This is a genomic window from Holdemania sp. 1001302B_160321_E10 (assembly GCF_015552275.1).
Classification (GTDB): domain Bacteria; phylum Bacillota_I; class Bacilli_A; order Erysipelotrichales; family Erysipelotrichaceae; genus Holdemania.
This window is the reverse complement of sequence record NZ_JADNEM010000002.1, coordinates 25068-49598: the sequence shown is the minus strand read 5'-3', so window position 1 is coordinate 49598 and position 24531 is coordinate 25068. Positions and strand designations below refer to the sequence as shown.

Genomic DNA, 24531 nt, shown 5'->3' with positions numbered 1-24531 from the left:
GGGGAGTTTGTATGAAATTTAATTTTAAACCGTCCCCGAACTATCGTGATGGTCAGAGCACCGGCCGGATCATGGGCGAGCTGACCTTGGGGCTGTTGGCGGTATTTGCATTTTCACTGTATTATTATTTTACCAATTTTTCAGCGTCTTACGGCTTGCGGGCAATTCTGTTGATGATCACGGCGATCGTCAGCGCCTGCGGCACGGAGATCCTGTGGTGTGTCTTTACGAAGAAGGACATCCTGAACAGTCTGAAAAATTCTTATCCGTGGGTGACGGCGATCATCTTGACGATGATGTGCCCGCTGTCGATTGAATACTATGCCTTAGCGGTCGCGACAGTGATCGCGATCTTCTTCGGCAAGCTGGTCTTCGGTGGCTTCGGACAGAATATCTTCAACCCGGCGGCCGTGGGCCGTGCGACGATCTTCGCCTCGTTTGCGGGCGCGGCGGCGGCCGATATTGTGACCGGCGCAACGCCGACGTCTTCGATGGCGGCGCAGAACTGGATTATCAATTCCGCGGAAGGCATGAGCAGCTTCCTGAAGCCGTTTGGCGGTTTGGGAAACATGTTTGTCGGTCTGTATCCGGGCGCTATCGGCGAAACAAGCGCACTGGTGATTCTGGTTGTCGGCGTGATCCTGGCGATCCGCAAGGTCATTGACTGGCGCGTTCCGGCAACTTATCTGATCACGTTGTTTGTTCTGGCAGCCGGCGTCGGCCTGATGCACGGCGCGCCGATCAGCTATGCTCTGTTCCACCTGTTAACCGGCGGCGCCATGTTCGGCGCGGTCTTCATGATGACCGATCCGGTCACCAACCCGACCAGCGCTGCAGGCCGGATTATGTTTGCGGTCGGCTGTGCGGTCATCACGATCGTTCTGCGGCTGCGTTCCAATCTGCCGGAAGGCGTCATGTACTCGATCCTGATCATGAACATGCTGACACCGCTGATCGAAAGTCTGACCGACGGCCAGCAGATCAAAATGAAATCTAAGAACATCCGCAACCTGGCGATCCTGTTTGTTGCGGGTCTGGCGATCACGCTGTTGGTCGGCAGCACGATCAAACCAGTTGCCGCGGGTTCTGCGGAAGCAGGCGCGACCAACGGTACGGAAACGACGTACAACGTCACGCAGCATGGCTTCCAGGGCGACAATCAGTTTGAGGTCGTCATCGACACGGCCAAGGGCGAGGTTGTCAGCGTCAAGATGACGGAGTTCAACGATACTCCGGGTATCGGCGACGGCGTCAATGACGATTACCTGAGCCAGTTTGTCGGCGCGAAGAGCGAAGACGACGTCAACGCGGTGGATAATGTTTCCGGCGCGAGCTATACCAGCAAATCGGCGAAAGATGCCATTATTCAGGCATTGAACGCCGGTAATTAAGGAGGTCAGAAATGAAAAAAGCTTTGTATCTGGCCTGTTTCTTAGCCATTGTCAGCGCATTGGCCGGCGGCCTGCTGGCGGCAGTCAACGAAGTCACCGCGGCGAAAATCAATGCCAATGCTTTGGCTGAAGTGATGGGCAGCCTGGAAAAAGTATTCCCGGGCACAACCTATACGGAAGTAACAGATTACACGGATGACTCCGGATTAGTCACCGGCGTCTATCAGGCGGAAGGCCAGGGCTATATGTTCCAGGTCGAAACTTCCGGCTTTAAAGACACGATTAAATTTGTACTGGGCATTGATAACGATTCCAAGATCGTCGGCTACGATGTGATTGCGATTGCGGAAACTTCCGGCATCGGCAGCCGCGTCGCGGAAGACGATTTCAGAAATACCGTCATCGGCAAGACCACCGGTGATCAGATCGACACGCTGTCCGGCGCAACGATTTCCTCCACGGCGGTTGTCAAGGGCTTAGACGCCGCCAAGGCTGTCTATGCTTCGTTAACGGGCAACGCGGCTCCTGCGCCAAGCACCCCGGCAACGCCAGAAGCATCCAAGGAACCGGAAACACCGGCTTCCACAGCGACAGTTCTGGATCAGAAGGCCGACGGCAGCCAGGTTACGGTTACCGTTGAAGCCAAGGGCTTCCAGGGCAACAATACCTATACTGTTGTGCTTGATTCCGACAAGCAGGAAATCGTCAGCGTTGCGATGACGGCGTTCAACGATACGCCGGGCGTCGGCGATGCGGTCAACGATGAGTATCTGACCGGGTTTGCCGGACTGAACAGCGAAGACGCGATCGGCGGCATCGACGTAAAGTCGGGCGCAACGTATACGAGTAATTCGGCTATTGATGCCGTCAAGGCTGCCTGGAACGCGGTTTTCGCAGCGGACAATCAGGATGCGGCGGATCAGCCGGTCGCTGGCGATGACAGCGATGATGCCGCGGTTCTGACATCGGAGGACGGCGCATTAAAGACTTATACTGCGACGGCGAAAGGCTTCCAGGGCGATAACGAATATGAAATCGTCATTGATACTGACAAGCAGGAAGTCGTCAGCGTTAAAATGACAAGCTTTAACGATACGACCGGAATTGGCGACGCGGTCAACGACGAATATCTGGCGGGATTTGCCGGTTTGAAGTCGGACGATGAAATTGCCAAGGTTGACGTCAAGTCGGGCGCCACCTTCACGAGCAATTCCGCGATTGAAGCGGTCCGCGCAGCGTTCGCGGCCAGCCAGAAATGAGGTGGATGAACAATGAATCGTAAAGAGAATTTTACAGCGGGCTTCATCCGCGAGAATCCAGTATTCGGGCTGTATCTGGGATGCTGCTCCACGCTGGCCATCACCACATCGCTCAACAATGCCATCGGCATGGGCGTTTCCGTTATTATCGTTTTGATTTTATCCAACGTCATCATTTCGATGATGCGCAAGATCATTCCGGATGAGATCCGGATTCCGGTCTACATCGTCGTTATTGCGGCGCTGGTTAAGAGTATTGAACTGTTGATCAAAGCGTATGCGTCTTCGATCGACGCGGCGTTAGGACTGTTTTTGCCGCTGATCGTCGTTAACTGTATTATCTTAGGCCGGGCGGAAGCCTTTGCGAGCAAGAACGGCGTGCTGGATTCCGCATTGGATGGTTTAGGCATGGGCTTGGGCTATACCTGCGCGTTGGTCGTCATGTCCTTAATCCGTCAGATTATTGCGACGGGATTAATCAACTTTACCAATCCGTTTACGAACCAGTTGATTTTTGAAGTTCGTCTGATTCCGGAAAGCTTCACGATTTCGATGTTCGGTTCGCCGACCGGCGCATTCCTGACCTTTGCGGTCTTAGCGGCGGCATTGACAGCGTATAAAAACGCACAGGCGGCGAAGGCTGCGAAAAAGGAGGCTAAATAACGATGGCTAACTTATTTACTTTGTTTATTTCGGCAGTGCTGATTAACAACGTCATCCTGTCGCAGTTTCTGGGCGTCTGCCCATTCTTAGGCGTTTCCAAGAATAAAAGTTCAGCGATCGGCATGGGTGCGGCGGTTACATTTGTTATCTTCGGCGCTTCAATCCTGACCTATGGTCTGTATAAGCTGGTTCTGGAACCGAATTCTCTGGAATATATGGATCTGTTGTCATTCATTCTGATCATCGCTTCTTTTGTTCAGTTTGTTGAAATGTTCATCAAGAAGTTCTCTCCGGCTTTATATAAGTCGCTGGGGATCTATCTGCCGCTGATCACAACGAACTGCGCCGTTCTGGGCGTTGCGCTGGATAACATCAAGCAGGGCTTTACCTTCCCTGAAATGCTGGTGTATTCTCTGGGCATCCCAATCGGCTTCACGTTGGTTCTCTACATCTTCTCCACGATCCGGGAACGCCTGGACGCGGCGGACACCCCGGTTTCCTTCAAGGGCAATCCGATCGCTCTGATCGTTGCGGCGCTGATGGCGCTGGCGTTCAGCGGCTTTGCCGGACTGGTTTAATCCATGGTCATCGCAATCCTGGTCTTAATCGGACTGGGAGCGTTGTTCGGCTTGTTCTACTATCTGAATAGTAAAACGCCGGTACCTGAAGGATGCGAGGATCTGACGGCGGAGTGTGAGGGCTGCAAGATTACTTCCTGCGCTCATAACCCCGTACTGAAACAATCAAAAGGAGAGAATAAAGAATGATTACAGCAATTATCATGATGTTTGTGGTCGGCGCCGTTCTCGGTTTGATTCTGGGGATTGCCTCCAACGTGTTCAAAGTGGAAGTCGACGAACGCGTTGAAAAAGTAACGGCAATGCTTCCAGGCTATAACTGCGGAAGCTGCGGCTTTGCCGGATGCTCCGGCATGGCGGAAGCGATGGTGGCCGGCGAGGTCGCTACGGCTTCGGCTTGTAAGCCAAGCAAACCGGATGCCCGCGCAAAGATCGTTGAGTATTTGACGACAACGCCGGGACCGGACGGCAACACGATTAACATTAAGGCATAATGAAACAGCTGTCTGTTTGTTCGCAATTCAAGAACAACGGACAGCTGTTTTTTTGATTTTCTGAATAATTGGACTGATTTGGGAGCGAATGGGTGTTTTTAGGGAGCGAATAGACATTGATGTAAGATCAAAAGCTTGGCTCTTGTTTTTGTTTCAATCCAACAGCTTTAGTGTTGTCAAGTGTTTTGGAGCGAATGGGCGTTTTTAGGGAGCGAATAGACTTTGAAGTAAGGTCAAAAGTTTGGCTCTTGTTTTTGTTTCAATCCAACAGCTCCAATGTTGTCAAGTGTTTTGGAGCGAATGGGCGTTTTTAGGGAGCGAATAGACTTTGAAGTAAGGTCAAAAGTTTGGCTCTTGTTTTTGTTTCAATCCAACAGCTTTAGTGTTGTCAAGTGTTTTGGAGCGAATGGGCGTTTTTAGGGAGCGAATAGACGGGGTTCACTGAGTACGATAGTCCTGATTTTTTATATCTGGTAAGAAAATAAAAAAACCGGATCGCTCCGGCTTAGAATTTCAATTTTTTAACGCGTCCGTAACCTAATGTCCGCGGTCCGGTATGAGCCATGATGATGGGACCCATCGCGTGAATGGTGACCGGCTGTCCAATTCGCTCTTCCATCTGCCGTTTCAATTCCTCAGCTTCTTCTTTCATATCAGCTTCAACGATCATCCACTCATACTCAGTGGGATCCACGACTTCTGCGATTGCGTCCAATCCGACTTGATAGGCTTTCTTTACTGTACGAACTTTGCCAAGTACGTCGATACTGCCGTGTTCCACCTTGAGGATTGGGACAATTTTCAGAAGATTGCCCAACGCCGCGGCGGCTGCGGAAATTCGTCCGCCCCGTTTCAGATACTCCAGCTTTTCCGGAATCAGAGCTGCCCACAGATCAGCTTCTTCTTCGATTTTGTTTTTGATTTCATCGCAGCTGCGGCCGGCTTCAACCTGTTCCAGCGCCCATTGACAAAGCCAGGCGAGAGGATAACAGGCAAAACGGGCGTCAACGACGGTTACCCGTCCATCAAAAGCGGCCGAAGCGGTTAGGGCGGATTGATAGGAACCACTTAAACCTGAGGAAAGCGGAATGTAGAGAATTTCATCATATTCTTTTAATAAGTCACTCCACTGTTGAATTAATTTTCCCAAATGCGCCTGGGAGGTCTTGACGATCGCCCCCTGTTCCATCCGGCGAATGAATTCCGGCGTTTTAATTTCCATTTCTTCAATGTATTCCTGACCATCAATCATTAAAGGAAACCGCATGACGGTCAATTTCATCTGTTCTGCTTGTTGGGTATTAATATCGGCGGACGAATCCGTCATCACTGCTATTTTTGGCATCTTTTTCACCTCGTGCTTTACAATTATACCATAAGACATTCCCCGACTGGGAAAGACTTTTCTAAGTTTCCCCGGTTCTTTTGGATTTATTAGACAAATCTTTAAAATTGCCTGGCCTCTGGATAAATTCATCATTTTAAGAAAAAGGACACCTGAATCCAGATGTCCTGTGCGAACTATTAATGGGGCGATCGACCAGACATCTTTATGCTCAGTTTTCTTTGAATGTTTTTGAATGTTCCTGTATTTAAAGGCTTTTTTGATGTATGCGTAATTTTCCTTTTGAAGGTTTTTGAACGTTTTTGAGAAAAAATATGGCAAATTTATGGCAAATATATGGCAAGATATTAACTGCGGAGACGATCTTCGAGAGCTTTCAATTTTAGTTCTTCATTCGATCTGGCATAATCTATCGTCATTCCGGCATTGTTGTGTCCCATTAATTCCATAACAGTCCTTGGATCAACCCCTTCCGTGATCAGATCTGTACTGAACTGGTGTCGAAGTTGATACATATTAAAATTTATGCCAAGCATCCGGGATGCATATCTCACTTTATTCGTTACCTTGTCAATATCGAATAGGGTACCGTCAAATTTCGCAAATAGAAATTCTGAGTCCTGGTAAGCCAATAAATCATTAAGAATTGGAATTAAGTCTGAAACAATAGGAATTATCCGCGTTGACAATTCTGTTTTTGTTGCGCGCAGGACATTGTACTCGGTGGCAGAAGAACCAATTTCTTTATTCACACTAATGGTTCTTTCCTTGATAGAAATATCTTGGCGAGTCAAAGCGAAACATTCGCACGGCCGCATACCTGTATAGTATAACATAAACAAGGCATAAATCATAATTTCTGTTTCAAATTTATCTTTATCACTGTTACGGGTGCATTCTCTCATTTTGTCCATTATTTTTATGAGTGTATCATAATCAGTCTTGTTGTTTTTCTTTTTTACTTTTAACGCCAGACTTTTTGGTTTAATGACTTCTTCCATCAAATTGATGCTGATGTACTTCTTCATGCGTGCTGTGCGGAAGAGATATTGCCAGCAGGTATAAACTCTATCAATCGTCGTATTTGTGCAGTCCTCAATCAAAGAGTTCAGGTTCAACTGGACTTGGTAAGATGTGATTTTAGCTATATCCGTATGTCCGAGCGTCGGTTTAATATACTTGTCATAAACCTGTTTACGTTTTCTTATTGTTTCTTTTCGCCGGGGGAAAAGAATTACAGAATCGTCGTAAACTTTGTCTAAAGGAATTGGCTTTACTTTTTTAATTCCAACCGTGGCAATTTGCTTCAGCATTTCATTTCTGTGATCGACAGCGGCAGTAAATGCTAATTTTGCAGAGCCGTAGTCTTTCTCACTAAACGATTCGTTATAAGTTTCCCAGTTTTCATATTCGTTTTTATACTGAATATTGACTTGGAATGTCCATAACTTTGTTCTATCAGAATAGCGTTGACGAATGTGTTTTTCAGCTTTGAATTTGTTTGCCATACTGGCGCTCCTCTCATATTTATGATAAAATCAGAGCATAGAAAAAGTATTGTCTGGCGGACAATTTTTCTATGCTTGGATCCTTGTTGGTAGCTCGGATCCATTTCCCGGCCGTTGGTAGCGGCTGGGCTTTTTTATTTTATTCTTCTGGCGTCCAAAAACGTGAAAGTTCTTCTTCGGAGCAATAGCAGCCTGTAAATTCAGCTTCTATTCCCCATCCATCATAAGTGCAAGTAAATGTTAACTGATCACCTTTTCGCATATTTCTAAAAGCAACATGATCTCCATCAAAGGCACAGTTAAATAGAACATTACCTTGTTTGAATGTTATAAGGGGATTACCTTTAAACAGCGTCGAACTTATTTCTTCGATATTTGCTGTGATTAAAAAGTTTTTACCACCATAGAGGTCACTTCCGTTTAGCTCGTTTTCGACCATAGCATTTTGTATTTCTGTGATGATTGTTGTTGGTCGATCGTCAATAACTCTATTTTTTTCCGCTTCTGCTTCGAGCTTATTTTTTTCTTCTTCTGAAAGCACAACATTTACAACCATTTCGTTGCTTACTACGCCACTGTACTTATCAGAACAAGTGACAACTGCAGAACCGACATCAATGCCTTTTACATAATAACTAAGTATTCCTGACGTTTTTCCAATGTTTTCATCACTGATTTTACAACTAATACTTTTTTTATCAGGATCGCTTGGAGTAATGTAAACATTGAATTCAGTTTTCTCTCCCTTTATTACCGTTAATGATGCCGGTGTTATAGCTATTTTTTCAACCATTGAGGATTTACATCCTGACGCTAATAATAAGAGCGAGACAGCAAAAATGGTCTTACCTATAACTTTCATATTAATCCCCTATAATAAGGCAAAGATCTTCGCCTTCCCTTTCAAATACTTTCAATTTTTTTATAATTTCGTGAACTTCTTCCTCGCATTGATCGACGGAAGAAGCTCCTGCTGGTTTGTAGAAATGGTTTTCCATAATATGAATAATTTCATGGATTGTAGTTTTTCTCTGTTGCTGATAACCTAAACGGCCATTAACAAATACATGGTATTCATCTCCGTCATAATAGCAGAATCCTCTCCCTGCATAGGTCAAACTGTAATCGATTTTTATCCTGATATTGTGTAAGTCACAATATTCTTCAAAGGTCATTTATTTTAGACCTTTTTCTTTTCTTATTCCGTCGATCAGGATAAGGACCGGTTTCAGATCTTCTACGGTAAGATCTCTGCATTTATCAAAAAGGATTCTAACGTTATCGTTTTCGGTTATGTGCCTGTAAGTTTCAAGCAGATCGGGATTGTCGCGGAAGTATGCATACACTTCCTCCTTTTTGAATCCATATTGGTCTAGGGTATCATCCTCCTCTTTACCCATTAAATAATCAACAGATACACCGAGGTAATCTGCGATCTTCGATAATTTGTCATACTTCGGCTGTGATTTGCCTTTTTTCCATTCAGAAAAGACTGCTGCATTTATGCCAGTTTCTTTAGCCAAACGGTAAAAAGTAAGACCCTTTTTTTTTAATAGATCCTCAAGAATTTCGTACATTAGATCACTCCTAAACTGTTTAGAAAAACAAAATTAAAAAAGACGATTGACATTTAGAATAATCTAATGTAATATTTAGGTGGTTAGAAAATTCTAAATAAAGAGTGTGCTGATATATTTGATTTGACACTTTAAATATACCATCGAAAATCCTAAATATCAAGAATTTCCTAACTATTAAATAAGAAAGAGGTGATATTTTGTACAACAAGTTTGCTCAACTTCTCGAAGAAAGAGGTATTACTGCCTATCGAGTTGCCAAAGAGACAGGATTAAATTCTACCGTATTTACTGATTGGAAGAAGGGAAAATCCAAGCCCAAAGTCGACAAGCTGAAGATCTTGGCTGACTATTTCGATGTTCCGATTGAGTATTTCCTGGAGGAGTGAGGTGATGTATGAACAAAATCGGGTTTATTTTATCGCTGATTAGATGCTTTCTTCTAATGGCTCTCATTGTGTGCTTATTCATGATGGTGCCTAAAAGAACCGGATTAACAGACCGGCTCTCTGAACTAGAAGCCAAAGTAGGATGTCTCTACAAAATGCTGATCATCTACTTGATCGGCATTATCCTAGAAATTTTGATTCAAGTTTTTTAAGGAAGCGAGGTGAAAGCGTGATCCAACGTCTTGCTTATACTGCAGAAGAAGCTGCGGAAGTGTTAGGGGTAACTTATGATAAGTTCTGCTTTTGGGTAAGGCAAGGTCTTATCACAGGAATTAAAGTAGGAACAGGAAGCATCTATGCAGAAAACGAACTTCAACGCTTTCTTGATGAAAACAAAGGTAAGTGCTTATCCAGTTCAGATCATTGCAAGATCGCAATGATACAGCAAAATAAAGGGCTCCCCGGTGGCACCCGGAAAGCCCAAAGATGAATCCCATTGCAAAAGATTCATCTCTATTTTATCACAAGCGTTTGAGCTTGTGAAGGAAGGGAGAATTAAATGAAAAAGTATCGGATTAGACGCCCGGCCCTTGTGGTCCTCACAGCCGCAATTACTGCTGGTGTGACGCTTAACCTGCCATCCGCAGAGGCCGAGACACCCGCACCGCAAACGATGACCGTGATCGATCTCTATCAGCCTGATACGCCGGCCTATACCGTAGACATGGACGTCAGCTGGCACGACTGGCAGCCAATCGGCAAAGCAGCCGGCGTGGTGCCGGTAGCACTGCTGGAACTGGCCGAGGAGTATCAGATCAGCCCAGTCTACGCCGCGGCGGTGTTTGTACTGGAGACCGGCTGGGGATCATCGTCAGCCTGGCTGACCAAACACAATCCAGCCGGCATCCGGTGCGGTGACCGGTACTGCCAGTACAGCACGGCGACGGAGGGCCTGCGGCGTATGATGGAGATTATGGCCGACTACTATAACAACGGTTTGACCACGGTAGCCCAACAACGTGCGTTGTGGTCGGAGGCCGAGGATACTGACAAGATAGTCCGGCTGATGGAGCAGCTGGCAGGAGGAGAATAATGAAATTTGAAAAACCAACAATCCTCATAGAGATTGGTGGATGCAAGGTTAAAGGATATATGACCGGGCAAAAGCTGGATAAGCTTATTATGCTGGCTGCCGTCACTGATTTTGCGAGACAAGAGTTAACTGAGGATGAAATTATAAACGCTGTTTCATCCGGATTGGCAAAAGTACACGATGAAAAATGTCGAACATGTGAGTGCAGTAATGATGAATCCTTTAAGAATTTAGCGGAGGCACTAATTAAAGAGGTATTCGGCAATGACAAGAGTTGAAGATCAGATTTGGAGACAGGAGCAAAATTTCCTTTACAGCACCGGATGTCAAATGCAATCGGAATTTGAGCTGGCTTACGAATGCGATTGCGGTCATGAGTGTGAAACTGGTGAAGAACACAAGGTATTCGGGGGAACGATGTGTCCAAATTGTTACTCGAAATTTGTAGAAAACCTTCGCAATGAATGCTCACAAATAATTCAGACAAAGTTTGAAAAAGAAGAAATTGAAATTATGTGCGAAGAAGGGATCCTGGGGAATGTCTAGGAAAAGAAATTCCAATGTAATTAAGCTTAAGATCCCAGGAACCAGAGAAGAATGGCTAAAAGATAGAAACAAAGGAATTGGCGGAAGTGATGCAGGTTCTGTGCTTGGACTGAATCCTTGGAAATCAGCATATACGCTGTGGTGTGAAAAGACAGGAAAGATAACTAATAATGAAGATAATGAAGCAATGCGGCAAGGTCGCGATTTAGAAGAATATGTAGCCTACCGCTTTACGGAAGAAACAGGCAAAAAAGTTAGAAAATCTAACTTTAGTTATCAGAGAAAAGATTATCCATTTATGCTCGCTAATGTTGACAGGATAATTGTAGGAGAAAATGCAATTTTAGAGTGCAAAACCGCATCCGCTTTAACAAGGGTTCAATATAAAAAAGGCGAGATTCCGGATAACTATTATGCTCAATGTGTCCATTACATGGCAACAACAGGCGCAGATCGAGTGTATATAGCAATTCTCGTTCTTGGCAAGGGTTTTTATTGGTATGTTGTCGAACGTGATGAGGAAGCTATCAACGCATTGATATCAGCGGAAAAGATGTTCTGGGATTATGTCGTAAATGATGAAGAACCCCCTATTGACGGATCTGAATCGACATCAAACACCCTTCTACAACGCTATCCGGAAGGATACGGTGCAATAGATTTGTTTGGCCGAGAAGAAATTATCAGTTCTATTAGGGATCTTGAAAAGTCGAAGAAAAGCATGGAAAAACAAATAGATAAGCTTAAAAATGAACTGAAGAAAGATCTTGGAGATCATGAATATGGACAGATAAATAACTACAAAGTTTGTTGGAAAACAGCAAAGCAAAATCGAATTGACACTGAGACGTTAAGAAAGAAATATCCAGATATTTACTCGGAGTGTCAAAAAGAAATTTCGTTTAGAAAATTTGAAATAAAAGAGGAGGATTATGAACAATGAATGGTCAGACAGTAAACAATAAGGCTACATCTATTACCAAAGCGGCAGAAAGTGCTGTGGAAGGTAAAAAGAAAGGAAACGTTACATTAAAAGATTATGTTGTTTCCATGCAAGGAGAAATTGCCAAGGCGTTACCTAAAGTAATGACGCCGGAAAGATTTACACGCATTGCGTTATCAGCAATTTCTTCCAATAAAAAATTAGCAGAATGCACACCTCAATCATTCCTAGCCGCCATGATGAATGCAGCTCAACTTGGGCTTGAGCCAAACACACCACTTGGCCAAGCATACTTAATTCCGTATAAATCAGCTTGTACTTTTCAGTTAGGTTACAAGGGCTTAATTGATCTTGCTTATCGAAGCGGAGAGGTCAAAACGATCATGGCTCAAACTGTTTACGAAAATGACGAATTTGATTTCGAGTTCGGTTTAACACCGAAATTACATCATGTTCCCGCAAAATCTAACCGTGGAAATCCGGTTTGGTTCTACGCTGTATTCAAAACGGTAAATGGCGGTGAAGGCTTCGAAGTTATGAGCGTAGAAGATGTTAAAGCACACGCTAAAAAATATTCAAAATCTTATAGTGATGGTCCGTGGCAAACAAACTTTGAGGAAATGGCGAAGAAAACGGTACTTAAGAAAGCTCTGAAATATGCGCCTATAAAAACTGAATTTGTTCGTCAGATTGAAACTGATGAAACTATTAAATCAGATATTTCCGATGATATGACTTTAGTTCCTAACGAGAATGAAATCTATGAAGCGGAAGTTGAAAATGAATATTCGGTAGATCAAGAAACTGGAGAAGTGAAGGGAAAAGCGGCGGACCAGCCGAGCCTGCTGTAAGATGGGAGAAAAATAATGATTGTTACAGATAGAGAAGTGTTAAAAAACAACGGCGCAGAAACCATTCTTTCAGATCCAGAATTGATCGATGGTTTCTGTGATGAACTCGCGACGGTTCTACAGAATATTGACGATCCACGAACAAATCCAACAAAACCAAGAAAAATCATTATTGAGTTTGAAATCTCGGCAACATCTAATAAAGAAACGATTGCGATTTCTGCCAGTACGAATTCAAAAATCGTAAAAAAAGAGATTGTTAAAGACAGAATGGATATTACGAGATCGATCGACGATGTTGGACGTCTAATCGAATACAAAATGACTGAGGTAAAAACTGAAGCGCCTGGACAAGCTGACTTGTTCGGAGGCGAAGAGCCTCAAGCAAAGGAAATTAACATCATGTTCTCAGAAGCCCCAGACAAGACTTCTGAGAACGATTTAGACAAAGCCAGCATAGAACACACAGAAGAAGAAAGCGTTGAAGATTCGGCTGTTTCTGGCGGTGACAATCGCGATGATGAAGATAATTAGCTTCGTTGTTCCCGGCGAACCAAAAGCAAAGGCGAGACCCAGAGTTACACGCTCTGGGATCGCCTACACTCCTAAAGATACGATTAATTATGAGAATTTGGTAAGGCTATCATTCCAAACGGCATATCCGTATCACACGCCAGTGCAAGGTAAAGTTAAAGCGGAAATTATCGCTTATTTCAGTATCCCTAAATCAGCATCTAAACGTAAAAGGGCATCGATGGTTTTAGGCGAGATCAGTCCGATGAAGAAACCAGATCTCGATAATATCGCAAAAATCATTCTTGATAGTCTGAATCAAATCGCATTTAAGGATGATAGTCAGGTAACCAGCTTGAGGGTGGAGAAAGTCTATTCGGAAAGGCCTTGTGTTGAGGTTCGCTTGGCGATGGAGGAGTGACAATTAGGAGGTAATAGGTGTGGCTGGATACATTAAAATACATCGCAAATTAAAGGAGTGGGAATGGTACGGTGACACAAACACAATGCGCGTTTTTCTTCACCTTCTATTGTCTGCAAACTGGAAAGAAACGAGGTTCAAAAACGAGAAAATTGGTCGTGGAGAATGCGTCACAAGTTTAGCAAACTTATCTAATGACTTAGGTTTAACGCAATCGCAGATTAGAACAGCGTTAAATCACATGGAAATGACAAACACAATCACAAACCGACGATTCTCAAATTACCGCATTATAAAGGTAGAAAACTTCGATCTGTATCAAGCGAACGACATACCTGAAGACAGACCTTTATCAAAAGATTTAGCAGACTTATCAACGGATGTTCAACAGACTTGTGATGAAAGTTTAGCGACTGCTTTAGCAACATCTAAAGAATATAAGAATTTAAGAAGTAAAGAAGTAAAGAAAGAAGAAGTAAATAATTCATTAAATACTTGTGCGGAGCAAGTTGTTATTAGGCTTCCTCTGACAGGCAAGAATGAACATCCCGTGACACAGGAGTTGGTTGATCAATTTGCTGAACTTTATCCTGCTGTTGATATTATGCAGGAATTGAGAAATATGAAAGGCTGGTTGATCAACAACCCAGAGAGAAGGAAAACAAAGTCGGGGATAAACAGATTTATCAACCGATGGCTCGCCAAGGCTCAGAATCAAAGCCGAGGTAACCAACAGCCAGTACCGCAAAAAAAGGGAAGCACGAATCCATTCCTTGAAATGCTGGAAAGAGGTGAATTTGATGAATAAACAAGAAACCGCCAAGATCCTCGCTGTCATAAAGCAAACCTATCCGGCGTTCTATTATCGGCAGAGTGAGGACGATATAAAAAAATCAGTCAACTTGTGGCAGAGCTTGTTTGAGGATGATGACGCAGTAATCGTTGGCGCAGCGCTGAAATCATTCATTGTTTCTGACGCTTCCGGATATCCGCCAACGCCAGGACAGATCAAAGAGAAAATGCGACTTATTATGCATCCGGACCACTTGTCCGAAGCTGATGCCTGGCAAGCGGTAAAGATCGCTATGCGCAACGGAATCTACGGTGCGGAGGAAGAATATGCGAAATTGCCAGAAGAAGTGAAGTGGGTGTGCAGTGTGTCCGATATCCGTGATTGGGCAAAGATGGACACAGAAGATATCAACACCGTGGTGCAGTCAAACTTCCTTAAGGGGTTTCGCCGCCGGCAGGAACAGCTCGCGCAAGTGGAAATGCTTCCATCCAGCGTTAAACGAATGATCGCTACTAAAAGGGATAGCGTAAAAGAAATTGAGGATAAGTCATGCTGATGGTTTACCGTCTACGCCGTTATCCACACTTGGCGCCGTCTTACGTCATGTGCAGTAATGCTGTGGAGGGACTTCGGCTTGTAAGCGGCGCGCTTAATATCCAAGAAACAGAGATAGAAGTGATCGGGATGATCCCGTGGGAAGGAAACTAAATGAAAGAAGTAATGCCAATTGTCAAAGAAAAAGAGCTCCATTGCTTCGCTGACGGAGTTTCACATGGTAAATCTGCCGGCAAAATATTTACACAAAAAAATAAGACTCTTGTTTGCCCGCAATGCGGTGAAGAAATTATTTCGTTTAAAAAGATTAGTCTTATATCGAGACCGAATCCACTTGGGCTTAGAAAGCAAAGAATCAAAGTGCCAAATTTCTGCCCAAACTGCGGAGCACAGTTTGCTTCAGGCTATGCTTTAAAGTTTGTGAATCAGGCAAATGAAGAATCTGAGAAAAATTCAGAAATGATAAGAAAAATGGAATTAGATGAATATTTGGAGCAATGCGAAAATGGGAAATAAAATTTTCACTATATCGGAAGATCAGTACCAACACAATATACCGTTGGTAAGAGAATACATCCGGAATAAAGAGATGTACAACCGAGACTTCGCGAAGCTCTGCGGTGTAAATAATTCTACAATGCAAACGATTCTTGCCGGTCAGTTCAGAGGTACGATTAACACTTGGCAAAAAATCAAGCAGACAACAAAGCTGGATATACAATTTGACGATAAAATTGCATTGCAAATTCCGGCAAAGCAAAGCCGAGAAGATGAGTTTATAAAAAACTACCTCATCAAACACCTGACCGTTTTTGGAAATGTGTATGTTAACGCAAAACGTATCAAATGGCTTGGAGGGCCGAAGAAAGTGCTGGATATACTCCAAGCGTTTGGACTTAATTGTGAATTTTCTGAAGACGAAAAAGGAACAAAGTCAATTATCAAATTAAGGGAGAAATAAAAATATGAGCTTAATCAAGATCAACGGAGACATCGACGGAATCCGTGAAACAACATACGAAGAAGCCAAAATTTGCTACGACAACGGGAAAAATGTTTACACACTCAGCTTCAGCGGGAAAAAAGAGTGCGATGGTTTTATCGCTATTAGAAAATCCGATGGTATGTCGTTGTTTAAAAGCACATCGCTTTCGTACTTTGTTGGAATTGATGATGTCATGATCGTTACGCGACATGACAATTTGATCAGATTATATCGTTCACTGGGTATTCAAGCGCCGGTAAAAGGGTTTATACGTCCAGTAGAGGTAACCAATAAAATTGTTTTTGGAGAGTTACCGTTTTACATCATTCCAAATTGTACGGCATTCTATCACGCTCAATTCGATCACAATCCTAAAACGATTGATGATTTAACCGTGGAGGAATTATTGAGTAAAACGAGATCAATTAAACGTTATGTATGCACGTCAAGCGATGCAAATATCGGGGAGGAGGCTTGGAAATGAAAATAAACAAAATTAAAAGGTACATTATTGGAGAGCACATTGGTTCTCCAGGTAGATATCTTTATTGGAGATTGCCGGATAACATATCCTATATTTATAAACCAGATCGCGAAACAGCTGATTTGGCTATAGTTGAAAACATGAATGGTGTTGCTATAGTGAAAATTGTTGGATGTGCAGGGATCTTTGGTGAATTCCCTTATGGTCATAAGAAAGTCTTACAGTTGATTGTAAGAGATGGATGGGACATTAACCAGTATAGAAAAAATTCATTATCATTTTAAGGAGGGATTAAGAATGATAAATCGAGTTGTTCTTGTTGGGCGTTTAACGCGCGATCCAGAGATTAAAAAAACGCAAAGCGGACTTTCCGTTGCCGACTTCACAGTAGCTTGCGATCGCCGGTACTCTGGTGGTGATGGAAAGGATCGTAAAGCTGATTTTATTAACTGTGTGGCTTGGCGACAATCTGCGGATTACATCGGTCAGTATGCTCATAAAGGCGCGATAGTTGGAGTTGAAGGAAGATTACAGATTGATAATTATGAGGATAAAGATGGTCGGCGAGTTTATAAAACAACCATTCAATGCGATAACATTAAGCTTATTTCTGGCTATGGTAATCAAGAGCATTCCGCAAGTCAAAAAGCAGATTCTGACACGTCTTTTGAGGCGTATATGAGAGATACGCCGGCATTAGAAATCAGCTCGGATGATCTGCCGTTTTAGAGGTGTAACAATGAAAAACAAAGAAAAGTATGCGGATCAGATTAAAACAGCGGATAACCAATGCGTAATTTCACAGTATTACCAAAGCGAAAATTGTGAAAATTATGATTGCGAAGGTTGCCTTGCGAGGTTCTTTAAATGGCTAGAAGAAGAAGCAAAGCCAGAAAAGAAACAATTCAGCGCCGACGAACTTGCGATCATGAAATCAATTAACACAAAGTTTAATTTCATTGCAAGGGATGAAAATGGGAGTTTATTTGTATATATGTCAATGCCATTAAAAAATAATGCTGCGAGTGTATGGTTGGACGATATTTACTGTGAAGAATTTTGTGTGTTTAACCATTTATTTCAATCAATACGCTGGGAAGACGCCGAGCCAGTAAAAATTGACGATTATGTGGGAAGGTAAAAATTATGAAATGCGAAAATTGTGGTAAAGAAATAAATACGTTGTTAATAAACAAGTTCAACCAAGATGGATCAGACGATTTTTATGAATATTCAATATCAGAAGAAAACGATATTAACTCGGTCTTTATAGATACAGATAGAAATTGGACAGGCTATGAACTATCGTGTGATGAAAAAACAGAAACGGTGGTTTGTCCTAACTGTAAAAAATATCCGTTTGATAATAAAGAAATCCAGAAATACGAGATTGTAAGGCTGGTAATGTTCAAAAGTGAAAAAAATGAAAGGATTTAAGAAATGAAAATCAACTATGAAAAACTGCTTGAAGCTTTCGGAGTTGTCGAAGGCGAAGCATTCTTGCTTTCGAATAATGTATGTAAGGATAAATGCAAATTTGAAGGCGGTAAATTACTATGGTTCGATAAATACTTTAATGGCTGGGAAGAATCTTCTATGAGGATTAACCGATTGCTTTCATTGAAATTAGAAAAATTACCGTGGAAGCCAAAAGATGGTGAAACTGTATGGTGGATTTGCGCTTGTGGTGAATGTGTTTATTCCTTTATATTTAATTTCAGAGAGCGTGTGTTGAAGGAAATGAAGGAAGTTATTGATGGATGAATTACAAGCCTGATGTGAGGTTGGAATTATGAAAAAGAAACTGAATCCAATTGAGGAATATGTCCAACAGATAGTACGCGAAATCAGCCACTGGAATTATATCCTTGAAAATGGGTGTAACGATCCGTTCTGGCCAGACGGGTGCAATATGAATCTTATACGAAATCACATAATTTCTTACAAACTGGAAATTGCGGAATACTGCGAAGCAATAGGAACGGAGCTACCGCCAGAATACTACCTGCCTACACCGCCAGAGGTAGATGATAATTACCAGGCTATAAAGTCAGGAAAAAGGGCAGAGAAAATTAAACAGTTTGAAGAATTCAGTAACCAGACGAAAAAGCAGATCAAAAAAATGCAACCGGAAGATGGTCAGCTCACCCTGCTTTAGCGAAACGACGATTCACAACATCCGGATACTTAAAAGGGCAAAAAGGAGAGTAATGATAAGGAGTTGATGGGATGAAAATCGCATTGCATGATGCAGATGCAGATCATCTAAAAAAACTTAACAAATATCCAAATTTAGCACTCATGAAGATTTCAGCATGGCACAAGCAACAGGGAGATCTGGTGGAATGGTGGAATCCATTAGATGAGTATGACAGAGTATATTCGAGCAAAGTGTTTGATTTCACTTCGGGAAATCCATATCTTCCGGAAAACACGATAAAGGGCGGAACTGGATATGGCAATTTGTCTAAGACTTTACCGGATGATGTAGACGCAATGTTTCCAGATTATTCGATTTATCCTGGATACGATTATGCAATTGGTTTTTTAACAAGAGGCTGTCCTAATCAATGTCCGTGGTGTTATGTTCCCAAAAAAGAAGGAAAGCTACGTTCTTATAGGAAGTGGGAAGAAGTTGTAAGAAATGATACTAATAAGCTTGTACTTATGGACAACAACATTCTGGCCAGCGAGTATGGAATAAATCAACTGAAAGAATTGATAGATACGAAATATCGCATTGATCTCAATCAAGGTATGGATGCTCGGCTTGTTACACCTGAAATCGCAGATATCTTAGCAAGATTAAAATGGATTAAATATATTCGTTTCAGCTGCGATCAAAAATCACAGATTGAACCCGTGTGTCATGCCATAGATTTATTGCAAGACAGAGGTGTTAAGCCTCATAAAATATTTATCTATGTGCTTGTTAGGGAAGACGTGGAAGACGCTGCATTTCGAGTTGAATGCCTAAAAAAATATAAAAATATCAATCTGTATGGTATGCCAGAAAGAAATGAAACGCTCGGAATAATTCCGAATAAAGAGCAGTTGCGGTTCTCAAGAAGATATTTGTACAGTGGTATTTATAGAAGCTTAAGCTGGAGTGAATATTTGCTTATATCACCAGATAAATAATAGAAGTGAGGGTTAGAGAAAGAATGAAACAATATTGCAGATATTGCGCACACTGTTTTCTTAGCAATGTTTTATATTGCTGGAAAAAAGAAAAAGTAATTGGATACGAATCTGCGAAGAGAGTAAACCACTGTAAAAGTTTTGAATTTTTAGAAGATGACGCGCTTTTTGAAAATCCACGACCGTATAAGCCGCATAAAATTCATACGAAATCAAATGAGAAAATAGAAAAAATGAAAATGAATCTAATGGAGGAAGACAATGAATCTGACTAAAGAAGAAATCGAACTGTTAATCAATTTGCTGCAAAACGATGAGTTATCATTTACCAACGATTTTCAAACATTGATTGATAAACTTACCATCACGAAAGAATATTATGAAGATTCGATTAGCGGAATTATAAAGTGTGGGTATGAAATGAAATCAGAAGAATTAATGGAAGTATTTGATTTGATGGTGACATCCTTCCCTGTTGCTAAATGGTATGTTGAACAAATCTCGGAAATAAGAGAGCTGATAAAAAAAGGAGATAGAGAGGAATGAACAAATATCAAGAAGCAATGAACAGCATAACATCGACTTTTCTGTACGAAGAGCCGGTGCATTTTAGGAAGGAACACAGAAATGAAAATTTAGAATATTGCGAAACGCTGGATGAATTGGTTAAAAAGGCAACGCCCATGAAGCCCAACGAAGAAACGGCAACCTCTGAATTTATAGACGATCATCCAATAACGGTGATGATATATCGCTGCGCAAAATGTGGAGGAAGAGTACATCCGTTTGATGGAGATTTGTATTGTCGCCATTGCGGTCAGGCGCTGGATTGGGGCGATGATCAATGATCCCCGCGCTACTCGCCGTTGCCTTTGTGGCGGCCGTTCTGTTGATCGATCGGATGGGAGGTGATCTGTGATGAATGGTATTGATATCATTAAATGTGCAATAAGATATATTAGCGTAGTATTAACCGTGATTATTTTTTTGATGTGGTCTACGTATGAAACGAATAATTTGGATTTGGGTCGCACGTCTTTTAAAGTTTGGATCACGATTGTGATGCTTATAATCATTGGCGTGCTTGTGTGGGCATGGCTTCTGTGACCACCTCTGAGCTCCAGGCGGCCATCCTGGCCACGCAAATCATCTGGCGAGGCTCAGACGCAAGCTGCAAGCCGTAGAGAGGAGATAGGCATGAGTAAAATAGTATCATTTGACTTTGACGGAACACTTGCTGTAACGGAATGGCCGGAGATTATCCGGCCAATCTATCCGATCGTTGAGTACGCCAAGCAATGCAAGGACGCTGGTGATCAGATCATCCTTAATACGATGCGTGAGGGCGTTCGGCTGCAAGAGGCTGTCGATTGGTGCCTGAAGCAAGGAATTGAGTTTGATGCCATTAATGACAATGTGCAGTGTATGAAGGACTTTTATAAAAACAATCCCCGCAAAATTTTTGCTGACGAATACATCGATGACCATAATTTGGTGTTTGCTGGAGTTGGTAATGGCAGTCGTTGCATTAAAGATAAATTGAAATTTTGATGCTTTAAATAAAGCTGACAAAAAAGAGCCATTTCTGGCTCCCGTGTGTAATCGACAAATTTATTTTAACACACAGGGAGGTATAAGGAAATGGTAGGGATCACAGAATCGGAATATAAGCAAAGGTTCAAAAAGAAACTCTGGTTGTATGGGAGCTACACCAGAGAAATTGAAAAACTGCAAAGACGATTTTTTGAAATTCATGATGAATTAAGATGGCACAGCGATTTTCCCAAAGCTGCAGCCCGAAGCTGCCGTGTAGGCAGTCCGGATCCCAAACACCCTGCGGAACAACAACTAATTATTGAATACACCAGTTTAGAATATCTAATTGAAGAAGTGACGCAGGAACGCAGTTATCTTGGATTGGATGATTTTATGGCTGGTCTGGATCCCGAGGACCGTGAATTGATAAAACAAGTTTATGTGAAAGAAAAATCATATAGGGAGATTGGATATCTGCTCCCGCGCAGTAAATCTAACGTTGGTTATAGAATAAACCAGCTGATTTTAAAAACTTGGGACACGTCCCACTAAAAAACGTGTTACTATGTGCGCGTAAGATGCAACAGGGTATATTACCGGTGCCGACTAAAATGCGGCGTAAGCTCGTAACAGCGCGGGCGGTTGACGTCACGTCTCTGCTTAGATGGTGACAACGCCGAGCGGGGAATAAGCGGATTGAGCAGAATCTGTTAAACCTCAAAAAAATAAGCTCCCGAGAATTCTAAGCGAATCGGGTGCGATACAAGCGTTCCTGATTTCGGGGCGCTTTTATTTTTTCCCGGCAGTTATCTCCCTGGCTGCCGGGTTTAAATTTAAAGCCATTCGGAATTAGTTCTATAAATAAAAAGAAAGAGAGAAAAATCATGGAAGAAAATAAGAATACATTACGTAACCAGATCCGCACGATGTTGCATATGCAACGTGAATTGGACAAAGAAATTCTGAATAAACAAGGGATTAAGAAATACCCTTATGAGAATATTAAGATCGCGCTGATTGTCGAGATCGGCGAAATGATGAACGAACTTCCGACGAAGTTCAAACATTGGAAGTCTACAGCGATTGATGACCGAGAAAAAGCGTTAAAAGAATATGTGGATGTATACCACTTTCTTTTGAGCTTGTGCAACGAATATAAGATGAGTGTGCCAAGATACTTGGAATGTTTAAATGACGCTCAGGAATACCAAACTCGAGCTGAGAAAGAGGATAAAACAATTCTGATCAGCAAAGTTTTAGCGTCGTTAGTCTGGAACGTCAGTGAGGGCTACATTGACAAAGCGGTTGGTAGTGCAAAGCTGCTGGCAGATGTGCTCGGATTCACGCAAGATGAAATCTATGAGCAATATTTGGTTAAAAACGGTATCAATCATCAGCGCCAGAAGCAAGGGTATTAAGAACCATGATCAACACCGTCATTTGTAGCGGTAAGATCGGATCGGATCTCATCTATAGCAAAACCGCAAAAGGAGACAGTTATGCATTCCTTAAACTTGCGGTGCCAAAAAGATATTTAGGCGTTGAAAATCGTAACACGCACGTTCTGATCCAGTTTAACTGTTACGGTAAAGTAGCAGATAATGCGTTTGAGTATGCGGTTAAAGGCGATTTCTGCGAGGTTCAGGGGCATGTTGACTTGGATCGCAAACGAGGGATTATGCTTGTGGCTGATAGTATTCGATTTGTTTCTGGATCCCGTCGAGAACCCGCTGACAAACTTGGCGGCGAAGAATTCAAAGGGGTAGATGATTATGAATAGAAAGTTGAATATATTGGGAACTGAGTACAGCTTCGTTCTCATAGACAAACAGGATGAGTACATGAAAAACAACGGACTTAGTGGATATGTTAATTATTTGTTAAAACGGATTGTTATTTGGACGAAACCTATCGGTGAGGATTTGTCACTAAATGTTATAGAGTCTAATTTTATAATAAAGCACGAAATCATTCATGCATTCTTGTACGAAAGCGGATTGCCATCGGAAGTATGTAATTTTCACACTGAAGACTGTGTAGAATTTTTCACTAAACAATTTTCAAAAATTTTAGAAGTTGTTGAAGAAGGAACGAGGGCCTTGCTTAATGAATCTGTTGGAATGGATAACGAAGAAATACAATCGGATCATCAGTGATCTGAATCGCGATATTCTAGACAGTGAAAAAATGAAGGCGCGATTTGCAAACGATGACGGTGTTAATATTTATCCGATCGTAGCTTACATTTTCAATAAAGATAACAACCTGTCCGAGATGGCTGACAGATCTTTCACCAATCCGGAAGAAATTGATTTTTGTTTGAAGAAGTATCAAGAGATCATGTATATGCTTAATAAAGAGATCAATTTCGTTCCAACCAAAGAAAATTTCTGCCAGTTCATGGGTTGGACGGCGGAAGTTTATAACCAAAATCTCAATAGTGACGCTGATGATATCCGGGCGGTGATGCAGATGGTTGAGGATTATCTGATCGATTCGCAGCTGTCTGCCGGTCAAGGTGGTGTGACCAAAGCCAACTTAACAAAGTTCCGGACGCAGGTTTCTGGCAACAATGGACATAGCCTTGTGACTCAAAAAGAAGCCAACGAGGACAACCGGTTCAAAGCACGATTCAAACCGGCTGACCAACTGGAAAGAGAGCTTAAAAATCTTTTGCCGCAGGCTTTATGCGGTAAAAAATCCTGAAACAGTTTTGATATGACACATCCCATTCTAAAAAATATAAACGTTCAATAAATGCGTTGACTTAATGAACATTTATGATATCATTTAGATAGGGAAGGTGGGTGTCATTATGGCATATTACGGATATGAACGAGTATCGACCGGGAAGCAAGGGTTTGACAGACAGGACGAAGCGTTAAAGCAATGGTCCGGTGCAAATGGGATTGCTTATGAAAAAGTGTTTAGCGATACAGTCACAGGCAAAACATTCGCCCGTGACGCTTATCAGAAAATGAAAGAAATCCTGCAGCCTGGCGATTATGTTGTTATTAAAGAGATCGACCGCCTCGGACGTGATTGGGACGGAATCAAGGAAGAATGGGCGTGGATGGATAAACACGATATCAATGTTATTATCATTGATATGCCCATGATGAATTCCATGTATAAAAATGGCGCCACTCTCGATATGCGGTTTATGCGATCGGTAATATTTGAACTGATGTGTTATCTCGCCGAGAGAGAAAGAGAAAAAATCTCGCAACGAACCAAAGAAGCGTTGGCGGCGAAGAAATCGGCTGGAAAAACGCTTGGCCGGCCGGTAGATGAAAAGCGTAGAAAGAAAATTTGCAAGCTTTATTCTTCTGGTATGTCTATTGTGGATATCTCAAAACAGATGGACGTTGCGAGAGGAACGGTTTACAGCGCGATCAAAGAGGCAGGCTTGGAAATTAAGAAAGACCGGAGAAAAGAAACCAAAGGAAGCTGAAAGGCTTCCTCT

At 42.4% G+C, this 24531-nt stretch carries 41 protein-coding genes; 36 read left to right on the top strand and 5 right to left on the bottom strand.

What is annotated here, in order from left to right; translation table 11 throughout:
• Nucleotides 1–11 precede the first annotated feature (11 nt).
• From I2D94_RS01410 to I2D94_RS01385, 6 genes are read left to right on the top strand one after another with little or no spacing between them, the layout of a single operon-like run.
• Nucleotides 12–1391, top strand: coding sequence for an RnfABCDGE type electron transport complex subunit D (locus I2D94_RS01410; RefSeq protein ID WP_006058774.1), 1380 nt, complete (start codon nt 12–14; stop codon nt 1389–1391).
• Nucleotides 1392–1402: 11 nt separating this feature from the next.
• On the top strand, nt 1403–2650 hold the full coding sequence (locus I2D94_RS01405) for an FMN-binding protein (RefSeq protein WP_195395366.1): 1248 nt from the start codon (nt 1403–1405) through the stop codon (nt 2648–2650).
• 12 nt (nt 2651–2662) lie between these two features.
• Nucleotides 2663–3313 (top strand): electron transport complex subunit RsxE, encoded by a 651-nt coding sequence (rsxE, locus tag I2D94_RS01400; RefSeq protein WP_072683998.1) that lies wholly within the window; start codon nt 2663–2665, stop codon nt 3311–3313.
• Nucleotides 3310–3891: an electron transport complex protein RnfA gene (locus I2D94_RS01395; protein WP_139248583.1), complete on the top strand. Its 582-nt coding sequence runs from the start codon at nt 3310–3312 to the stop codon at nt 3889–3891. Before rsxE ends, I2D94_RS01395 begins: the two co-directional genes overlap by 4 nt.
• A 3-nt stretch (nt 3892–3894) precedes the next feature.
• Nucleotides 3895–4080, top strand: coding sequence for a hypothetical protein (locus I2D94_RS01390; protein ID WP_072683999.1), 186 nt, complete (start codon nt 3895–3897; stop codon nt 4078–4080).
• On the top strand, nt 4077–4385 hold the full coding sequence (locus I2D94_RS01385) for an RnfABCDGE type electron transport complex subunit B (RefSeq protein ID WP_072684000.1): 309 nt from the start codon (nt 4077–4079) through the stop codon (nt 4383–4385). Before I2D94_RS01390 ends, I2D94_RS01385 begins: the two co-directional genes overlap by 4 nt.
• A gap of 505 nt (nt 4386–4890) precedes the next feature.
• On the opposite strand, the gene I2D94_RS01380 is transcribed toward I2D94_RS01385, so the two are convergent.
• The 5 genes from I2D94_RS01380 to I2D94_RS01360 all read right to left on the bottom strand — a co-directional run bounded on the left by I2D94_RS01380 (nt 4891) and on the right by I2D94_RS01360 (nt 8815).
• The gene (locus I2D94_RS01380) at nt 4891–5730 is read right to left on the bottom strand and encodes a DegV family protein (protein ID WP_195395365.1); all 840 of its coding nucleotides are present in this window, start codon (nt 5728–5730) and stop codon (nt 4891–4893) included.
• Between the two features lie 347 nt (nt 5731–6077).
• Nucleotides 6078–7238 carry a site-specific integrase gene (locus I2D94_RS01375; protein WP_072684002.1) on the bottom strand — a complete coding sequence of 387 codons (1161 nt, stop codon included), beginning with the start codon at nt 7236–7238 and terminating at the stop codon, nt 6078–6080.
• 139 nt (nt 7239–7377) lie between these two features.
• Nucleotides 7378–8100: an Ig-like domain-containing protein gene (locus I2D94_RS01370; RefSeq protein ID WP_195395364.1), complete on the bottom strand. Its 723-nt coding sequence runs from the start codon at nt 8098–8100 to the stop codon at nt 7378–7380.
• Nucleotide 8101: 1 nt separating this feature from the next.
• A complete protein-coding gene (locus tag I2D94_RS01365; RefSeq protein ID WP_195395363.1) occupies nt 8102–8413 on the bottom strand; it encodes a hypothetical protein in 312 nt (103 codons plus the stop codon).
• Nucleotides 8414–8815, bottom strand: coding sequence for a helix-turn-helix domain-containing protein (locus I2D94_RS01360; protein ID WP_072684005.1), 402 nt, complete (start codon nt 8813–8815; stop codon nt 8414–8416).
• 200 nt (nt 8816–9015) lie between these two features.
• Between I2D94_RS01360 and I2D94_RS01355 the strand changes: the two genes are divergently transcribed.
• The 30 genes from I2D94_RS01355 (at nt 9016) to I2D94_RS01210 (ending at nt 24519) form a co-directional block, all read left to right on the top strand.
• The gene (locus I2D94_RS01355) at nt 9016–9204 is read left to right on the top strand and encodes a helix-turn-helix domain-containing protein (RefSeq protein ID WP_195395362.1); all 189 of its coding nucleotides are present in this window, start codon (nt 9016–9018) and stop codon (nt 9202–9204) included.
• 142 nt (nt 9205–9346) lie between these two features.
• Nucleotides 9347–9694, top strand: coding sequence for a helix-turn-helix domain-containing protein (locus tag I2D94_RS01350; RefSeq protein ID WP_195395361.1), 348 nt, complete (start codon nt 9347–9349; stop codon nt 9692–9694).
• A 102-nt stretch (nt 9695–9796) separates the two neighbouring features.
• Nucleotides 9797–10297: a glucosaminidase domain-containing protein gene (locus tag I2D94_RS01345; protein WP_195395360.1), complete on the top strand. Its 501-nt coding sequence runs from the start codon at nt 9797–9799 to the stop codon at nt 10295–10297.
• Nucleotides 10297–10575, top strand: coding sequence for a hypothetical protein (locus I2D94_RS01340; RefSeq protein ID WP_195395359.1), 279 nt, complete (start codon nt 10297–10299; stop codon nt 10573–10575). The genes I2D94_RS01345 and I2D94_RS01340 overlap by 1 nt, the downstream gene beginning before the upstream one ends.
• On the top strand, nt 10562–10843 hold the full coding sequence (locus tag I2D94_RS01335; protein WP_195395358.1) for a hypothetical protein: 282 nt from the start codon (nt 10562–10564) through the stop codon (nt 10841–10843). Before I2D94_RS01340 ends, I2D94_RS01335 begins: the two co-directional genes overlap by 14 nt.
• Entirely contained in the window at nt 10836–11786 is a 951-nt protein-coding gene (locus I2D94_RS01330; protein ID WP_195395357.1) for a YqaJ viral recombinase family protein, read from the top strand. The genes I2D94_RS01335 and I2D94_RS01330 overlap by 8 nt, the downstream gene beginning before the upstream one ends.
• Nucleotides 11783–12637, top strand: a complete 855-nt coding sequence (locus tag I2D94_RS01325) for a recombinase RecT (RefSeq protein ID WP_195395356.1) — start codon at nt 11783–11785, stop codon at nt 12635–12637. The genes I2D94_RS01330 and I2D94_RS01325 overlap by 4 nt, the downstream gene beginning before the upstream one ends.
• A gap of 15 nt (nt 12638–12652) precedes the next feature.
• On the top strand, nt 12653–13171 hold the full coding sequence (locus I2D94_RS01320; RefSeq protein WP_195395355.1) for a hypothetical protein: 519 nt from the start codon (nt 12653–12655) through the stop codon (nt 13169–13171).
• Nucleotides 13155–13571: a RusA family crossover junction endodeoxyribonuclease gene (locus I2D94_RS01315; RefSeq protein WP_195395354.1), complete on the top strand. Its 417-nt coding sequence runs from the start codon at nt 13155–13157 to the stop codon at nt 13569–13571. Before I2D94_RS01320 ends, I2D94_RS01315 begins: the two co-directional genes overlap by 17 nt.
• 19 nt (nt 13572–13590) lie before the next feature.
• Nucleotides 13591–14379: a hypothetical protein gene (locus tag I2D94_RS01310; RefSeq protein ID WP_195395353.1), complete on the top strand. Its 789-nt coding sequence runs from the start codon at nt 13591–13593 to the stop codon at nt 14377–14379.
• Nucleotides 14372–14920 (top strand): replicative helicase loader/inhibitor, encoded by a 549-nt coding sequence (locus I2D94_RS01305; protein WP_195395352.1) that lies wholly within the window; start codon nt 14372–14374, stop codon nt 14918–14920. The genes I2D94_RS01310 and I2D94_RS01305 overlap by 8 nt, the downstream gene beginning before the upstream one ends.
• A gap of 152 nt (nt 14921–15072) precedes the next feature.
• Complete coding sequence (locus tag I2D94_RS01300; protein WP_195395351.1) at nt 15073–15435, top strand: hypothetical protein; 363 nt, start codon at nt 15073–15075, stop codon at nt 15433–15435.
• Nucleotides 15425–15880: a hypothetical protein gene (locus tag I2D94_RS01295; RefSeq protein ID WP_195395350.1), complete on the top strand. Its 456-nt coding sequence runs from the start codon at nt 15425–15427 to the stop codon at nt 15878–15880. The genes I2D94_RS01300 and I2D94_RS01295 overlap by 11 nt, the downstream gene beginning before the upstream one ends.
• Before the next feature lie 4 nt (nt 15881–15884).
• Nucleotides 15885–16388, top strand: a complete 504-nt coding sequence (locus I2D94_RS01290) for a hypothetical protein (protein WP_195395349.1) — start codon at nt 15885–15887, stop codon at nt 16386–16388.
• Nucleotides 16385–16672 carry a hypothetical protein gene (locus I2D94_RS01285; RefSeq protein ID WP_195395348.1) on the top strand — a complete coding sequence of 96 codons (288 nt, stop codon included), beginning with the start codon at nt 16385–16387 and terminating at the stop codon, nt 16670–16672. Before I2D94_RS01290 ends, I2D94_RS01285 begins: the two co-directional genes overlap by 4 nt.
• Nucleotides 16673–16685: 13 nt before the next feature.
• Nucleotides 16686–17117: a single-stranded DNA-binding protein gene (locus I2D94_RS01280; RefSeq protein WP_195395347.1), complete on the top strand. Its 432-nt coding sequence runs from the start codon at nt 16686–16688 to the stop codon at nt 17115–17117.
• 10 nt (nt 17118–17127) lie between these two features.
• Nucleotides 17128–17529 carry a hypothetical protein gene (locus tag I2D94_RS01275; RefSeq protein ID WP_195395346.1) on the top strand — a complete coding sequence of 134 codons (402 nt, stop codon included), beginning with the start codon at nt 17128–17130 and terminating at the stop codon, nt 17527–17529.
• 5 nt (nt 17530–17534) lie between these two features.
• On the top strand, nt 17535–17825 hold the full coding sequence (locus I2D94_RS01270; RefSeq protein ID WP_195395345.1) for a hypothetical protein: 291 nt from the start codon (nt 17535–17537) through the stop codon (nt 17823–17825).
• Between the two features lie 3 nt (nt 17826–17828).
• Nucleotides 17829–18152: a hypothetical protein gene (locus tag I2D94_RS01265; protein ID WP_195395344.1), complete on the top strand. Its 324-nt coding sequence runs from the start codon at nt 17829–17831 to the stop codon at nt 18150–18152.
• A 28-nt stretch (nt 18153–18180) separates the two neighbouring features.
• Entirely contained in the window at nt 18181–18546 is a 366-nt protein-coding gene (locus I2D94_RS01260; protein ID WP_195395343.1) for a hypothetical protein, read from the top strand.
• Nucleotides 18547–18617: 71 nt separating this feature from the next.
• Nucleotides 18618–19529 carry a radical SAM protein gene (locus tag I2D94_RS01255; RefSeq protein WP_195395342.1) on the top strand — a complete coding sequence of 304 codons (912 nt, stop codon included), beginning with the start codon at nt 18618–18620 and terminating at the stop codon, nt 19527–19529.
• A gap of 261 nt (nt 19530–19790) precedes the next feature.
• Nucleotides 19791–20075 carry a hypothetical protein gene (locus tag I2D94_RS01250; RefSeq protein WP_195395341.1) on the top strand — a complete coding sequence of 95 codons (285 nt, stop codon included), beginning with the start codon at nt 19791–19793 and terminating at the stop codon, nt 20073–20075.
• On the top strand, nt 20072–20377 hold the full coding sequence (locus tag I2D94_RS01245; protein WP_195395340.1) for a hypothetical protein: 306 nt from the start codon (nt 20072–20074) through the stop codon (nt 20375–20377). Before I2D94_RS01250 ends, I2D94_RS01245 begins: the two co-directional genes overlap by 4 nt.
• A gap of 349 nt (nt 20378–20726) precedes the next feature.
• Entirely contained in the window at nt 20727–21080 is a 354-nt protein-coding gene (locus I2D94_RS01240; RefSeq protein ID WP_195395339.1) for a hypothetical protein, read from the top strand.
• Between the two features lie 90 nt (nt 21081–21170).
• Entirely contained in the window at nt 21171–21617 is a 447-nt protein-coding gene (locus I2D94_RS01235; protein WP_195395338.1) for a hypothetical protein, read from the top strand.
• Between the two features lie 332 nt (nt 21618–21949).
• Nucleotides 21950–22483, top strand: a complete 534-nt coding sequence (locus tag I2D94_RS01230; protein ID WP_195395337.1) for a dUTP diphosphatase — start codon at nt 21950–21952, stop codon at nt 22481–22483.
• Nucleotides 22484–22488: 5 nt separating this feature from the next.
• Nucleotides 22489–22845 (top strand): single-stranded DNA-binding protein, encoded by a 357-nt coding sequence (locus tag I2D94_RS01225; protein ID WP_195395336.1) that lies wholly within the window; start codon nt 22489–22491, stop codon nt 22843–22845.
• A gap of 61 nt (nt 22846–22906) precedes the next feature.
• A complete protein-coding gene (locus I2D94_RS01220) occupies nt 22907–23221 on the top strand; it encodes a hypothetical protein (RefSeq protein WP_195395335.1) in 315 nt (104 codons plus the stop codon).
• A complete protein-coding gene (locus I2D94_RS01215; RefSeq protein ID WP_195395334.1) occupies nt 23172–23771 on the top strand; it encodes a hypothetical protein in 600 nt (199 codons plus the stop codon). Before I2D94_RS01220 ends, I2D94_RS01215 begins: the two co-directional genes overlap by 50 nt.
• 109 nt (nt 23772–23880) lie before the next feature.
• Complete coding sequence (locus I2D94_RS01210) at nt 23881–24519, top strand: recombinase family protein (protein WP_195395333.1); 639 nt, start codon at nt 23881–23883, stop codon at nt 24517–24519.
• The last annotated feature ends 12 nt before the right edge of the window (nt 24520–24531 follow it).